This is a genomic window from Paenimyroides ceti, from assembly GCF_030409925.1.
The window spans coordinates 1-16,044 of sequence record NZ_JAUFQU010000061.1 but is presented as its reverse complement, the minus strand read 5'-3'; the positions used below and the strand labels follow the sequence as shown (position 1 = coordinate 16,044).

Annotated in this window: 10 protein-coding genes and 3 pseudogenes; 9 read left to right on the top strand and 4 right to left on the bottom strand. The window is 36.7% G+C overall.

All coding sequences use genetic code 11. From position 1 onward, the window contains the following. The 3 genes from QW060_RS23125 to QW060_RS23115 all read left to right on the top strand — a co-directional run. Positions 1-2,828: efflux RND transporter permease subunit (locus tag QW060_RS23125; protein WP_290365250.1), on the top strand; the 2,828-nt coding region annotated here is incomplete at its 5' end. A 2-nt stretch (positions 2,829-2,830) separates the two neighbouring features. Then, positions 2,831-4,231, top strand: coding sequence for an efflux transporter outer membrane subunit (locus QW060_RS23120; protein ID WP_290361857.1), 1,401 nt, complete (start codon positions 2,831-2,833; stop codon positions 4,229-4,231). A 39-nt stretch (positions 4,232-4,270) separates the two neighbouring features. Continuing rightward, positions 4,271-4,900: a polysaccharide deacetylase family protein gene (locus QW060_RS23115; protein ID WP_290361858.1), complete on the top strand. Its 630-nt coding sequence runs from the start codon at positions 4,271-4,273 to the stop codon at positions 4,898-4,900. Here QW060_RS23115 and QW060_RS23110 read toward each other — a convergent pair. Together QW060_RS23110 and QW060_RS23105 are read right to left on the bottom strand one after the other, a co-directional pair. After that, entirely contained in the window at positions 4,893-5,189 is a 297-nt protein-coding gene (locus QW060_RS23110; protein ID WP_290361859.1) for a thioredoxin family protein, read from the bottom strand. The genes QW060_RS23115 and QW060_RS23110 overlap by 8 nt on opposite strands. Positions 5,190-5,244: 55 nt before the next feature. Then, positions 5,245-6,462, bottom strand: coding sequence for a metallophosphoesterase (locus QW060_RS23105; protein ID WP_290361860.1), 1,218 nt, complete (start codon positions 6,460-6,462; stop codon positions 5,245-5,247). Positions 6,463-6,658: 196 nt separating this feature from the next. Between QW060_RS23105 and QW060_RS23100 the strand changes: the two genes are divergently transcribed. The 4 genes and pseudogenes from QW060_RS23100 to QW060_RS28685 all read left to right on the top strand — a co-directional run. Then, positions 6,659-9,520 carry a GEVED domain-containing protein gene (locus QW060_RS23100; protein WP_290361861.1) on the top strand — a complete coding sequence of 954 codons (2,862 nt, stop codon included), beginning with the start codon at positions 6,659-6,661 and terminating at the stop codon, positions 9,518-9,520. A 2-nt stretch (positions 9,521-9,522) separates the two neighbouring features. Continuing rightward, positions 9,523-11,862, top strand: a complete 2,340-nt coding sequence (locus QW060_RS23095) for a GEVED domain-containing protein (RefSeq protein ID WP_290361862.1) — start codon at positions 9,523-9,525, stop codon at positions 11,860-11,862. A 49-nt stretch (positions 11,863-11,911) separates the two neighbouring features. Next, the gene (locus QW060_RS23090) at positions 11,912-12,946 is read left to right on the top strand and encodes an RCC1 domain-containing protein (RefSeq protein ID WP_290365249.1); all 1,035 of its coding nucleotides are present in this window, start codon (positions 11,912-11,914) and stop codon (positions 12,944-12,946) included. A gap of 8 nt (positions 12,947-12,954) precedes the next feature. Next, a pseudogene (locus QW060_RS28685) lies at positions 12,955-13,095 on the top strand (RCC1-like domain-containing protein); the annotation flags it as partial. A 31-nt stretch (positions 13,096-13,126) separates the two neighbouring features. Here the strand turns inward: QW060_RS28685 and QW060_RS23085 are convergent. Next, positions 13,127-13,597 (bottom strand): hypothetical protein, encoded by a 471-nt coding sequence (locus tag QW060_RS23085; protein WP_290362382.1) that lies wholly within the window; start codon positions 13,595-13,597, stop codon positions 13,127-13,129. A 200-nt stretch (positions 13,598-13,797) separates the two neighbouring features. Here QW060_RS23085 and rlmF point away from each other — a divergent pair. Beyond that, positions 13,798-14,642: pseudogene (gene rlmF / locus QW060_RS23080) on the top strand (23S rRNA (adenine(1618)-N(6))-methyltransferase RlmF); the annotation flags it as partial. A gap of 338 nt (positions 14,643-14,980) precedes the next feature. After that, positions 14,981-15,448, top strand: a complete 468-nt coding sequence (locus QW060_RS23075; RefSeq protein WP_290362384.1) for a DUF1569 domain-containing protein — start codon at positions 14,981-14,983, stop codon at positions 15,446-15,448. A gap of 21 nt (positions 15,449-15,469) precedes the next feature. On the opposite strand, the pseudogene QW060_RS23070 reads toward QW060_RS23075, so the two are convergent. After that, positions 15,470-15,867 (bottom strand): annotated as a pseudogene (locus tag QW060_RS23070) (DUF6642 family protein). Positions 15,868-16,044 lie beyond the last annotated feature (177 nt).

Genomic DNA, 16,044 nt, shown 5'->3' with positions numbered 1-16,044 from the left:
CGGTAAACGTGCAAAACCGTGTATCCCGTGCAACACCTTTGTTGCCTACTGAGGTAACACGTTCAGGAGTTGTAACGCAAAAACAGCAAAGTTCGGCTTTGATGTTCCTGTCTTTTTATACCACTAACCCAAGTTATGACGATACGTATCTTCAAAACTTTTTAAATATCAACGTAATCCCTGAATTAAAAAGGATTTACGGAGTTGGAGATGCTCAGGTTTTCGGTGGTAAAAACTATTCGATGCGTATCTGGTTAAATCCGGAAAAACTGGCGGCTTATAAATTAGTGCCGACTGACGTAACAGCAGCAATCAACGAGCAAAGTTTGGAAGCTGCTGCAGGACAGGTTGGACAAAACAGCGGATCTGCTTTCCAGTACACCATAAAATATACTGGAAAATACCGTTCGGTTGAGCAATATGAAGATATTATTATTAAAGCATTGGGCAACGGACAATTTTTGCGTTTGAAAGACATCGCTGAAATTGAACTGGGGTCTCAATCCTATACCGGAATTGGTAGTAATGACGGATACCCGGCAGTATCAATGGGTATCTTTCAGACACCGGGTTCTAATGCACAGGATATTATCGTTGCTATAAAAGCAAAACTCGAAGAATTAAAAGTAAATTATCCGGAAGGAATTGATTATACAATCAACTACGATACCAATGAATTTTTGGATGCATCGATCAGTAAAGTTATCTCTACACTGATAGAAGCCTTTATCCTCGTTTTCTTTGTAGTGTATATTTTCTTACAGGATTTCAGATCTACTTTGGTACCGCTGATTGCGGTACCGGTATCTATTATTGGTACCTTTTTCTTCCTGAATCTGTTCGGATATTCTATCAACTTACTTACCCTTTTTGCTCTTATTCTGGCCATTGGTATTGTGGTAGATGATGCAATTGTAGTAGTAGAGGCCGTTCACGCCAAGATTGAAGCTACGGGAGAAGATGGAAAAACAGCCACACTGAGTGCCATGAATGAAATTACAGGAGCTATTATTTCCATTACTCTTGTGATGGCAGCTGTATTTATTCCTGTAACTTTTATTACCGGACCTACAGGGGTTTTCTATAAACAGTTTGGAGTAACGCTTATTGTAGCAATTCTTATTTCTGCAGTAAACGCTTTAACACTGAGTCCTGCCTTATGTGCTTTATTCCTTAAACCGCATGTTGAAGGTGAGCATGAGAAAAAAGGATTTGTAAAAAGATTCTTTAGTTCTTTCAATGCGGGATTTAATGCAATGACAGATAAATACGGAAGATCTTTTAAATTTTTATTTAAAAATAAATGGGTGACCATTATCTTGTTTTTAGTTGCCTTTGCAGGTGTATATATTGCAAATAAGTCAATGCCTACTGGATTCGTACCTAACGAAGACCGGGGGATGATCTTTGCCAATGTTGAGTTACCTGCCGGAGCATCTATGGACAGAACGGCTGAGATAATGAAACAACTACAGGAAAAAGCTTCTAAAATTCCGGGTGTTGTGGGGGTTACTTATACCACAGGACGAAGTTTGATCAACGGTTCAGGATCTAACTATGGTTTGGCCTTTGTTCGGTTAAAACCTTTTAAAGAAAGAAAAAGCGAAGAAATGTCAAGTCCGATGATTGTAAAAAAATTATTCGGTTTGGGTAGTACGATGCCACAGGCAAAATTTATTTTCTTTGAACCGCCAAGTGTACCTGGTTTTGGTATGTCTTCCGGTTTTGAATTAAAAGTATTAGATAAAGCGGGAGGTTCTCCTCAGCAATTAGATAAGGTTACACAGGAATTCTTAGGAAATCTGATGCAGCGTGAAGAAATTATGTATGCGCAGTCATCTTATAATACCGGATTCCCTCAATATCAATTAGATATTAATGTTCCTAAAGCAAAAGAAAGCGGTGTATCGGTAACCAATATTCTGTCCACGTTGCAAGGGTATATCGGAGGTATTTATGCTTCGGATTTCACCAAATACGGAAAACAGTTTAGAGTAATGGTACAGGCATTGCCGGATACCAGAACCGATGCAAATGTGATCAATCATTTATATGTAAGAACTGCAACAGGTGAGATGTCGCCGGTATCTCAGTTTGTAAACCTGACAAGAGTTTACGGTCCGCAATCATTGTCGCGTTTCAACTTATTTACGGCGGCAAATGTAACCGGAGCTCCGGCTGCAGGATACAGTTCCGGAGATGCCATCAAAGCGGTACAGGAAGTAGCACAGCAAAAACTTCCGACCAATTACGGTATCGATTTCTCTGGATTGACCCGTGAGGAGATCAACGCAGGTTCTCAGACCATATTGATCTTTATATTGAGTTTGGTATTTGTATACTTTATCTTATCGGCACAGTATGAGAGTTATATTCTTCCGTTTGTTATTATTCTTTCGTTGCCTTTCGGGGTAATGGGAGCCTATTTGTCACAGATGGTAGCCGGTTTGGAAAACAATATTTATTTTCAGATTGCTTTAATCATGCTTTTAGGGTTACTGGCCAAGAATGCCATCCTGATTGTGGAGTTTGCATTGCATTTCCGCCAGGCCGGAAGTTCTATTGTTGATGCCGCAATCAAAGGAGCTAAAGCGCGTTTACGTCCTATTTTGATGACTTCCTTTGCATTCATCTTCGGTCTTATGCCATTGGTATTTGCTGCAGGAGTAGGGGCAACAGGAAATAAATCTATCGGTACCGGAGCGGCGTTCGGATTGTTAATCGGAACCGTAATCGGAGTATTTGTGATTCCTGTATTGTTTGTGGTTTTCCAGAATCTGCAGGAAAAAGTTAAGCCAATGAAATTTAATAAACCGATTGAAGATTAATTATGAAAATTTTATATAGAACATTAGCGATTGTCGTTCTTGGAGCCACTTTACAATCCTGTCTGGCGACAAAAAACTATGAACGCCCGGAAGTGATTAATGAGAGTTATTTCCGTTCTGATAATCTGCCTCAGGATAGTTTATCAATGGCACAGGTATCCTGGAAAACAATCTTTAAGGATCCGGTTCTTACGAATCATATCGAAAAAGCACTTGAAAACAATATTGACATACGAGTAGCTATTGAAAACATTACAGCAGCTCAATCTATTGTTTTTCAAGGTAAAATGGGATATTATCCTACTTTAAATTTAGGAGCCAACTATACACATTCTGTGAACTCAGAAAATACGCAGATCGGTAGAATTATTGGTAGACGTCAGCGTCTGGATCAATATGACATTACTGCCAATGTAAGTTGGGAACTTGATGTATGGGGTAAAATAACGAGTCAGAAAAAAGCATCTGTAGCCAGTTATTTACAGACTGTAGCAACACATCAGGCAGTAAAAACTCAGGTAATATCGAGTGTGGCATCAGCGTATTTTCAATTATTGGCATTAGATGAACAAAAAGCCATTGCATTGAGTACGATTGCGAATCGCCAGCAGAGTCTGGAAACTAACAAAGCATTGAAAGATGCCGGAAGAATTACAGAGGTTGCAGTAAAACAAACGGAAGCGCAATTGTTTAATGCAGAAGCTTTGTTGTTGGATATTGAAAACAATATCAAAATACAGGAAAATGTAATCAGTGTTTTATTAGGAGAAATGCCTCATACAATTGAACGCTCAACGTTAGACGCTCAATATTTTGATATTGATCTGAATACAGGTTTCCCTGCTCAGTTGCTGATGAACCGTCCGGATGTTATTGCAGCAGAAAACGGATTAATCAATGCTTTTGAAATGACCAATGTTGCCAAAACGGCTTTTTATCCTACTTTGCGGCTGACGGCTACGGGAGGGTTGCAATCTGTAGACTTTGCAAAACTGTTTGATCCTACTTCTCTGTTTGGAAATTTTGTTGCCGGACTTGCGCAGCCTATTTTGAATGGAAGACAAATCAGAACGCAATACGAGGTAAGTCTTACTACAAAAGAAAAAGCATTTCTTAACTATAAGCAAACCATCCTAAACGCAAGTAAAGAAGTGTCGGATGCCCTTTATACCTATGAAACAATGGAAAAAAAGGCAGTATTGAAAGAAAAAGAAGCTTTGGCATATAGTACAGCTGTTGAGTATTCTGAAGAATTGCTGAATAACGGTATGGCAAGTTATATCGAAGTTCTGACGGCTAAAGAAAATGAACTTAACGCTGAGTTAAGTGTTGTAAATACACAGTTTGCCCAATGGAATGCCCTCATACAATTGTATAAGGCACTCGGTGGCGGAATCAATTAAATTATATAAATTGCGGTTACACAAGTAACCGCTTTTTTTATGTTTCTAAAATCTTCAGCACTTTTGAGAATCCTGTTTCACAATCAACTGTGGAAAGTAAAGACAAAGGAAAAAAAAGTATATCTTACTTTTGATGACGGACCTGTTCCTGAAATTACAGAATGGGTACTTGATGTTTTGAGAGCTGAAAATATAAAAGCAACCTTTTTCTGTATTGGAGACAATATAAGAAAACACCCGTTAATCTTTGAAAAAATTATTGCTGACGGACATATAATCGGCAATCATACTTTTCATCATATAAAAGGTTGGGGGTGTACTGCTTCTGCTTATTTTCAGGATGTAGAGGATTGCCGCCGGGAAATAGAAAAATATTATAAAATAAATTCGCGGCTGTTTCGCCCTCCTTATGGTAAAATAACACCTGTACAGACAGCGGGACTGTTAAAAAGTGGATACCGTATTGTTATGTGGGATATTGTAAGCAAAGACTATGATCAGCAATTCGGTGTAGCCAAATCCTTACAAATGGTAACTGAAAATGTATCAAAAGGAAGCATTATTGTATTTCATGACAGTATCAAAGCTTATGATACCTTACAACAATTGCTTCCAAAATGCATTGAAGTTTTAAAAACGAGAGGATATACTTTCGATGTTCTTAATTAAAAGCTTTTGCAATGGTAACCAAAGAGCTTTTGTCAATCATTCCTGATTGTCTCCATACCATGGCACCGTTTTTATAAACCATCAATGTTGGTATTGTCTTTATTCTTAATGCTTCGGTAAGTTCCTTATTTTTTAGAATGTCTATTTTAATAATAGATAATTTATCGCCCATTTCTAAAGAAACATCTTCTAAAATTTTATTCATCTGATTACACTCCACATTGTGGTCAGAGCAAAAATGCAAAAGAACCGGAACCGGACTGTTTATTAAATCGCCGAATTTTGACATAAAGATCAGTTAGAGTTGATTACAAAATTAGAAACTTTTAATTAAAATCTGTTTTTTAGACAAGTTTTTTTAGTTCCAAAATAGTAATTTCAGGCATAATACCTACTCTTCCTGAATAGGCATGAAAACCAAACCCTCTGTTTACATAAATGTATTGCTTTCCTTTCTGATACAGACCTGCCCATTGTTTATAAATATATTTTACAGGACTCCATTTGAACCAGCCGGGAATTTCAATACCAAACTGCATTCCATGAGTATGTCCGGATAAGGTAAGTTGATATTTTTGAGGATTATTAACTACCTCTGCATCCCAATGAGAAGGATCATGACTCAGCAACACCTTAAAATCATCAGGATTTAATCCTTGTCCAGCTAAAGCAAGATCTCCTGCTTTTTTAAAATTCAGACCCCAATTCTCAACACCTACCAAAGCAATTTTCTCACCATCTTTATTTAAAAAAACATGCTCATTCAGCAATAATTGAAAACCGATTTTTGGGTGTGTACCTTTTATAGCTTCAAAATTAGCTGCCTTTTCTGCTTCCGTATCAAATCTGACATATTCTCCGTAATCGTGATTTCCTAAAACAGAATAATTTCCGTAGGGTGCTTTTTTTATTCTTTTTAAAACATCCAGCCACGGATCAGCCTCATTGGCCAGACTATTCACTAAATCCCCTGTAAAAACAATTAAATCTACCTCTTGTTGATTGATCAGATCAATACCGTATTTTATTTTTTCTTCATTGTCCCAGCTTCCTACATGGAGATCAGAAAGTTGTAATATTCTGAATCCGTCAAATGCATCTGGTAAATCATCAAAAAAAATCTTTTGCTTAAGGGTCTTAAAATTATATTTCCCTTTCGTGATTCCATATAATATCGATAAGAAGGGAATCACGGCCATACCAAAAGCAATCTGGCTTACAAACTTTCTTCTGTCGGGTAAAAAAGTAGTAGTAGTATTTTGGATAATCTTATTAAAAGTACCTATCAGTAAGCGCATGATGTCCTGAAATCCTAACAATAGAGTAATGATAAGCTTAGGGATGATCATCAATAATAGAATGCCCATGATAAACATGGTATTGTGATTTTGGCCTTTACTTCTGTCTAGATTCAATAAGAAATAAGTAAAATATAAGACAGCTCCAAAATTTATTATTATATATGCCCAGTGAACTATCTTGTTTTTTGTAAGATTTTGAACAAAAATATAAGAGTAAAATTCAAGAAGGATAATGATAACTAAGACTAAAAAAATTCGCATAGGTTCAATTTTCAACAAAATTATTGATTTATAAGCACGCATTCTTGCTAATTAAATATTATTTAACAGCCATTTTCTTCCATTTATCCTTTTTATTTAGTTAACATTTTTTTAGTTGTGGAATAAAATATTTAATAAGATTAAATAAATATAAAATAAGATTACATTTATTTTTATTTAATCTAAATAAGTAATTTTGTGGAATCTAAATTACTATTCCATGGAAAGAAATACCTATTTTGTTACACATGCAAATAAAATGAGACAATCTATAGGTTTCATTTTACTAATTTTTAGTATAAATCTGATGAATGCCCAAGTTGCTTATCACGAATTCAGTCAGATACAGAAAACATTTACTTTGTTGGAAAATCCAACGATTTTAGCAACAGCTACAGGTGCTTCAGGCCCTTCGTCACTGGATGATGTAGTATATAATATCGCAGATAATACGATTCCTTTTTCTTTTAACTTTAATAATATAGATTATACAGGTTTAAAAGTATTCACAAATGGTTATGTTGCATTTGGTACTATTGAAACGATAAAAAACAGACCTGTTTCTGACAATACAGCCTATGATGGAGTTATTTCAGCAATGGGAGCAGACTTAAACGGGTTGTTTCAGGTAAACGGCAAAACAGCTCAAATAAGTTATAAAACGATTGGTACAGCGCCAAACCGATCTTTTGTAATTGAGTACTTACATTTCAGACCTTACTCTACATCTACAAGTACTTCATCTTATTTTGATTGGAATTTTCAGATTCACCTAAATGAAAATCAAACAATTGAGATTGTATATGATTTACAGGTAACAGGTACTCCAAGTTCTGAATTACTCGAAGTAGGGCTCAGAGGAAGTACCAATGCAGATTTTAATTCCAGAAAAGCGAATGGAGTGTCAAGCAGTAACTGGACTTCAACAACAGCATCAATACAAAATACCGATCGTATTACAACTAATTCTTCAACATTGCCACCGAGCGGCTATAGTTTTAAATGGGAAAAAACGAGTTTTTGTTTACCCGTATATCAATACAGTGCAGATCCGGTAACGCGTGTTGTATTCAATACGATTGATAATGTTTCTACATCTACAGTACCGACAACACCGATATATGAAGACTTTACAAATATATCAACAGATCTTACAAAAGGTCAGACATATCCAATTTCTATTAAAGGACCTTCCAGTACATTTCCAAGTGATGTTATGGTCTATATAGATTTTAATCAGAACGGATTATTTGATGATGCTGGCGAGTCATTCTATATAGGTAGATTAGAACCTCAAAATCCATTCAACGCATTAACAATTACTTCGAATATTCTTATTCCTTCTACAGCATTAAACGGACCTACAAAAATGCGTATTGTGAAAAATACTAATGTAAGCGCACTTGCCAACCCTGATGCACCGAATGCTATTTCAGGACCTTGTGCTACCAATATGAGATCAGGTCAGGTAGAAGAATATACTCTTAATCTTCAGGGAACAAGCACAACTCCTGCTGTACAGACTGTAGCTGTAACCACTCAGAATAATGTGGCTGCACAGATTACAGCTGTTAATGGTACATTGCCACTGTTGGCAACAGTTAACCCTTCCGGAGCTAATCAGGAGGTTACCTGGTCAGTAGCTTCCGGAACAGCGTTTGTTTCTGTAAACAATGAAGGAATTGCAACGGCAATAGCCAATGGAACAGCTACTGTTCGCGCTACTTCGGTAGCCGATACAACCAAATTTGGTGAAATACAAATAACGGTAGTATTACCAACAGATACCTATTGTACTTCAGAAGGTGTAGATGGGTATTCATTACCTATTTATGAGTTTAACTTTAATAATATCCAAAATCTAAGCCCTGATCAGACAGATGCATCGCCCCTTTATGAAGATTTTACCAATCAGATATTTGAAGTATCTAAAGGCAATACTTATCCTGTAACAGTAAAAGGAAAAACAGACGGTCAGGAAAATATATTATCTGTCGTTTATATTGATATCAATCATGATTTTCAATTTACAGACAACGAAGCCTTCAATATTGGAATGTTAAGTAATACGGGTGGAGAAAACGGAACAGCGACAGGTTCTGTAACCATTCCTCAGTCAGCTTTGTCGGGTAGTACACGAATGAGAGTAGTGAATATGTATTACAATCCTTCGAGTACTAACGGAACCTTTATCAATACACCATGTCCTAACGCATGGTATTTAGGACAAATAGAAGATTACACAATTCAGATTTCAGAAGCAGTAACTCCTCCTGCTGTACAAACTGTAGTGGTAACAACACAAAATAATGTTCCGGCTCAGATATCAGCATTAAATGAAACCTTACAATTGGTTGCAACAATTAATCCTGCCGGAGCAAATCAGGAAGTAACCTGGTCTGTAGTATCGGGGCAGACTTTTGTTTCAGTAAATAATACAGGAATTGTAACAGGAATTGAAAATGGAACAGCAATCGTTCGTGCAACTTCAGTTGCTGATCCTGCCAAATTCGGAGAAATTCAGGTCACTGTAAATCAGGTGTTGTCTGTTGAAAATGTAATGGTTACTGTTATGAATAATGCAGAAGCAAAAATTATTGTTCAAAATGAAACCTTGCCATTGGTTGCTATTGTTAACCCTTCAGGAGTTAGTCAGAATGTCACATGGTCTGTAGCTGAGGGAGCGTCTTTTGCGAGTGTAAGCACTACAGGAGTTGTAACGGGAATCACTAACGGTACTGCAATTATTCGTGCCACTTCAGTTGCTGATACCACCAAATTCGGAGAAATAGAAGTGATTATTGATATTCCGACAGCATCTATAGATGATTTTGTCAAACAACATATAAAAGTCTATCCTAATCCGGCAGTTGATGTTTTGAACTTTGATTCTGATTTAACACTTGAAAGTATCGAAATCTACGATATGACAGGGAAAAAAGTAATAGAAACCAAACAAACTCAAATAAATATTCAGCACATAGCATCCGGAATCTATCAGGTAAAAATAGTGTTTGAGAATCAAAAAGCAGGATTTATTAAAATTATTAAAAAGTAAAAATGAAAAACAAAATTCTACCTTATTTCAGCCTACTTATAGGTTTAGCCGGCTATACAACAAGTCATGCACAAACTGCAGGTCTTGTAAAACCTGCCAAAACAAACATTGTACGAGGTGTTGCCGATACAGAATGCAGCAATACACTCCCAGGGCCTGATACAGGTGATATCGGATGTGTAACTTTTATTTATCAGGGGCAAACGGTTACGTACGCAACTGTAAGAGCAGCAGATGGTAAAATATGGTTACAGCAAAACCTTGGAAGCAGTCAGATAGCAACAGCGAGCAATGATGCTTCTTCTTACGGAGATTACTTTCAGTGGGGACGTTGGGATGACGGACATCAAAAAACAACTTCGCCTACAGTATCTGCGCCTGTACCAAACAACCCTGAAGGTCTTCAAACACCATCAAATGCCTTTATAACAGGCACCGGAGCTAATGGTTGGTGGTCAAACAATTTGCTGACCGATAAATGGGAGGTGTCAACGCCTGAAAATGCTACAGATGTAAATGGCTGTGATCCTTGTAAAGCCTTAGGTGAGCAATGGAAAATGCCTTCTCAGACTGACTGGACAGATTTGAAAAACGCAGAAAATATAAGCAATCCGGCTACCGCATTTAGCAGCAGTCTTAAATTATCAGCGGCAGGATATAGAAGCAATTCAAGCGCAGGATATACTTTTATCGGGGAAAGACTCTATTACTGGAGTTCTACACCTTCGAGTTCAGGTTCAAAATACTTCTATGTAAGTTCACTTATTGCAAATCCTGCAGCGGGTGCTGTAAGAGGGCAGGGATCTTCCATACGATGTGTACTGGCACAGGAGCCGATAGCGTCTGTTGCCATACAGGTAGAAGCAAATGCAGCTCCGGCTATTACAACAAACGGAGGAACTTTACAATTATCAGCAACCATATTACCAGCAACAGCAGATCAACAGGTAAATTGGTCTTTATTAGATGAGAGTACACTGGCAACTGTAGACGCAAACGGACTTGTAACAGCGATAGCGAATGGAACAGTAACGGTAAAAGCGGTATCTGTTACAGATAATACCAAATATGATACACTTGAAATTGTAATTTCTAATCAGGGATCTTCATCAGAGTTTCCGGCACCTTACTGTGGAGATGACGCCATCACGACATTGACAGTAAGTGAAATTACAGAAGTAACTTTTGGATCAATAACGCATACCAGCGGAATAAATGAAACACCGGCAACAACGATAGAAAACTTTACCGAAACAATTCTGAATGCAAATCAGGGTGCAACATACCCTGTGACCATTAAAGGAGGTACACAGGGACAAACTTCAGTATCGGCGTATGTGTATATTGACTTTAATCAGAACAATATTTTTGATGCCGATGAAGCATTCACAATAGGTTATCTGGATAACTCAAATCCGGTTACAGGAGTTGAGTCAGGTACAGTATCAGGGAATATAACCATTCCGGCAGATGCCCTTACAGGTACTACGCGTTTTAGAGTAGTAAAAGCGTATGAGTCAGATTCATGGATGGGAGTATTGGAAAATCTGCCATGTCCTACAGGATGGTTTATAGGACAAGTGGAAGACTACACGATAGAAATTGCGGAAGCATTGCCAGGTCCTGTAGATGATTATTGTGAGGTAGCGGTAGATTTTGATGTAGAGCCAATTACATATGTATCATTTGCTAACATTGATAATACTACATCAGAAGCTGTAAACGGAACACCGGCTTATGAAGATTTCACAGAAATCACAGGTGATGTTATTACTGGAGAAACGTATGTTTTAAAGGTAAAAGGAAACACCAACGGACAGTTTTCACATGACGTTCGGGTGTTTATTGATTGGAATCAGGATTTTACTTTTGATATGGAAACGGAATATTATACCGCTTCTTTAGAACCTTCAACAGGCACGGATGATGTCGGGGTAGCTATTGAAATTACGATTCCTCATGATGCTGTATTAGGTACTACTCGTATGAGAATCATCAAAGATATGTGGAATGTTTATGAACCGGGTGAATTCGATGCGTGTACCAATGCTTATTACGGACAGGTGGAAGACTATACATTAAACATTCAGGATGAAACGGCTTCTAACGAAGCGTTTGACAAACCAGAAATTAATGTGTATCCGAATCCTACAACCGGGATGGTAACCATATCTTCAGAAACAGAAATTTCAAAAGTAGAATTGTTTGATCTTACAGGAAAAAATATTGCTGTATATATAAATGCAACATTTGATATTTCACATTTGGCTGCGGGTATGTATCAGACAAAAATATCTTTTGGCAACGGAAAACAATCCTTTGTAAAAATTATCAAAAAATAACCTATTGAGGCTGCTATTTATAGCAGCCTTAACTATATAAATAAAAAACATGAAACATAAAATATTTTTAAGCGGATTGTTAGTGTTTTTGACACTATCAATACAGGCACAGATTTCCCGGTCTGAAGGGAAAAGCAATGTGGCCTATCACGCTGCCTATCAGCGAATGGCAGCGGGAAGTGATCACTATCTTGAAATAAAAAACGGAGAATTGTTCGCCGCAGGGTCTAATAGTGATGCCCAGTTGGGAGATGGCACAACCAATTCCCGGAATACAGCAGCAAAAGTGGGTACAGATGACAATTGGGTAACCATTACTGCAGGAACAGGTTTTTCTCTTGGTATTAAAGCAGATGGTACTTTGTGGGCATGGGGTAAAAATGATTTGGGACAATTGGGAATAGGAACCAATGTAGTGACACAAACACCCGTTCAGGTTGGAAGCGATCGTTGGATAAGTGTGTCAGCAGGATCTGACTTTACACTTGCTGTGAGAGAAGATGGAACCTTATGGGCATGGGGAGGAAACAGTATGGGACAATTGGGCAGAGGAACTAATAATTTTTCTGCGAATGCCACACCTGTACAGATAGGAACAGCTACAAACTGGACTAAAATAGCGGCTGGTTTCTGGCACAGCCTTGCTCTAAAAGCAGATGGAACCTTATGGTCGTGGGGAGCTAATGCTGTAGGACAATTAGGAAACGGAAGTGTTTCGGTTACAGGCATCGCAACACCAGTTCAGATAGGAACGGACAATAAATGGAAACAATTGGCAGCAGGAGGTTTCTTTTCTGCTGCACTTCAGTCAGACGGTACTTTATGGGTATGGGGAGATAATTACTACGGACAGGTAAGCGGATCTTCTGCAGAATATGAAACAGCACCTTATCAGGTAGGAAGCGAACGCTGGAATAAAGTAGTGGCGGGAAGAAATCATATTCTGGCGTTGAAAGCCAATGGTAAGGTCTGGAGTTGGGGTGATGAACAAGGGAACGGGATACAGACCAATAATACCCCGGTAGAAAAAAACATTTCAGGTATAGTACAGATAGCTGCCGGAATAGTTTCTCATTCGCATTAAAATCAAACGGAGAATTATTCTCATGGGGAAAAAATAACCTGGGACAATTAGGAAACGGAAGTAATCAGAATGCTGTATCTCCGCTATCGAACGGAAGTAAATCAGAAGAAAGAATATACCACATAAAAAAGGACCAGATGAAAATCTGATCCTTTAAATTGTTTAAGTGATTCTATCTACTTATTGTTTGGTACAATTAGCATCTAAAACCAATTTATATACATTTGTTCCTTCGGTTTCCTCTTGTGTCATTCTGAAATTAAAAACAGTTGCATTCAGATCTCTGATATACATTACTTCAGTATATGTATTGGTCGTACCTGGTTCAGTTTGGGTTGTCGTAATTTTATTTTCGCTTGGATTGTACACGTAAGTACCTTGTGTGGTAACCCATTGATTCGTATCTTCATCTAATAGGGTCACAGACATTTGATTATTGGCTTTAAACTCAAATATAGTTCCGTTGATGTTACCTAAATCAATATCTTCATCAGGAATGGGCTGATTGTTGACAGTAGCAGAATAAGTATGAGAAGTAACTTTCCATTTACCTACCAGTTTAGATTGTGAATCGGTGGTGTTATCGTCGCTCTTATCACAAGAAACAAATCCTACAGCAATGAAGGATAAAATAAATAATGCTTTTTTCATAATTGTTTATGTAAAAATTTAATGAATAATAAGATATTATTAGTTAATGATGTGGCAAATATATTATTAATATTTTAATAACCTAATTTTTTAATTGGATAGTGAGAATTTTAGCAGAGGTGAAATTAATGAAATCGATAAATCCAATAAATAAGCAAGATAAGAGCAAAAAAGCTAATTTTGTAAAAAAGAGTTAAGGGATGAAAAAAACGGAAGAATCAAAAAAGAAATTACATCCGCGTAATAAACATAATACATTATATGATTTTGATGAACTGAAAATATATGTTCCTGATTTGTCTTTTTATATTATTAAAAATCCTTCTGGGTATACTACAATTGATTTCTCTGATCCGAAAGCGGTAAGGCTATTGAACAAGGCCCTGCTGATGAGTGTTTACAAACTTACGTATTGGGAATTGCCTAAAGATAATTTATGCCCGCCTATTCCGGGAAGAGCTGACTATATTCATTATATAGCGGATCTATTAGCAGAATCAAATCATAATAGCATTCCTACAGGTAGTAATGTACGGATATTGGATATCGGAGTTGGAGCCAATATAATTTACCCTCTCATTGGAGTTTCGGAATATGGTTGGCAATTTGTGGGTTCTGATGTAAATCCGGTTTCACTGGAGGCAGCCTCTTATATTATTAACAATAATCCGAATTTAATTTCGAATATTAGTTTACGTTTACAACCAAACAAAAAAAATATACTAAAAAATATCATCTCTGACACGGAAAAATTTCACGTAGTATTATGCAATCCTCCTTTTTTAAATCAAAAGAAGAGGCTTACAAACAAACGTTTCGCAAGCTCAAAAATTTACAAGGTAAAAAACCAGAGCAAACCCTGCATAATTTTGGAGGACTGAGCAATGAGCTTTGGTATGAGGGTGGTGAACTGGAATTTATATCTAATTATATCAAAGAAAGTAAGGAATATAAAAATCAGGTGAACTGGTTTACTTCTTTGATTGCAAATAAAGATCATTTACATCCTTTAAAACGGTTGTTAAAGAAAGTTGGTGTGGCTGAAGTACGTGTGATTGATATGCAACAGGGAAATAAAATAAGCCGCATTCTCGCCTGGAAGTATTAGGTTTATATTTTATCAATATAATTTTACTTTCACAAAAATCACTCAGATACGTATAGAAATTCAAAAATTTACCGGACATATGTTCTTCAATTCTTTATCGAGATTGGAAGTTATGCCGGTAGAATATCTCTTCTCCAACAATATTATATATCATCTCATTAAAATTTTAAGCAATTAACAGGCTTTCTTATCTATTGTTTATTCAAACCAATAGCAAATTACTTACGGTAATTTAATATCTTTACTATAGATATTAAAAACGATACTCAGTAAATATGAATACAGTAGAGAAGATAGAGCGCATTTTGGAACGAATAGAAAAACGACTACCTGAAATTGATCATACTAATCTCAAAGTGTCTAAAGCATCTGTTGGCTGGCATCTTGAACATTCATTACTCATTATAAACAGTAGTTTGAAAGGACTTACCACTACTGATCCATCTGCTTATCAACCGGTATTTAGTATTAAGAAGTGGCTGTTTTTAACTTTTGAATATGTACCAAAAGGAAAAATAGAGGCGCCAAAGCCTTTTATCCCTGTTGAAATTCCAACACAGGAAAGTATAATACAACTCATGAGTAAAGCAAGACATCAATTAAGTCAAATAGCACATTTATCAAAAAATGCTTATATCGCTCATCCCTTTCTTGGGCATTTGAATAAATCAAAAACCTTAAAATTTTTAAAAATTCATACCAATCATCATTTAAAGATTGTCGATGATATTCTGAAAAACTAATAAAAGCTATTTTTGTGAATATTAATAATACAATCGGAACCCCAAGCGTTGGCATAATTCGTAGTGTTCTTCAAACAGTGTTTCTACGAGTTCCGTAACATCGTCAATTTCCTGATAAAACCCGAAAAAGGTTGAGTCCAGCACACCGCTAAAAGGAGCATGGGGGTGGGTATAGCCGGAAATTGCTTTTGCTCCTGTAATACTAAGAAAAACTGAGCAGTTTCTGAATCAAGATTCAGAGATTTGGTATTGGCAAAATGAATAATTTTATCCGTTAATTTACCTTCAAACAACTCCGCAATTTCTTCTAGAGAATAAAAATACTGATCAATCTGAATGGCTTCATCTGTTCCTGAAAATACAAAATACAGAATTTCATAATCTTTAAAATTACGGTCTTCATATAATAATACATTCATGCTTTCTTCAAAGCTTTCAATGCTGTCACACGCTTTGTAAACATTGGTAATTCAATAACGCATCGCAATGTGTTCCAGGTAAGGAAACATTTTGCTGTCTTCTTCATTATTTATATCAGCAACACTTTCCATGCAAAAAATTTTGGAATTATCATTCGGTAAATACATAAGCATTTA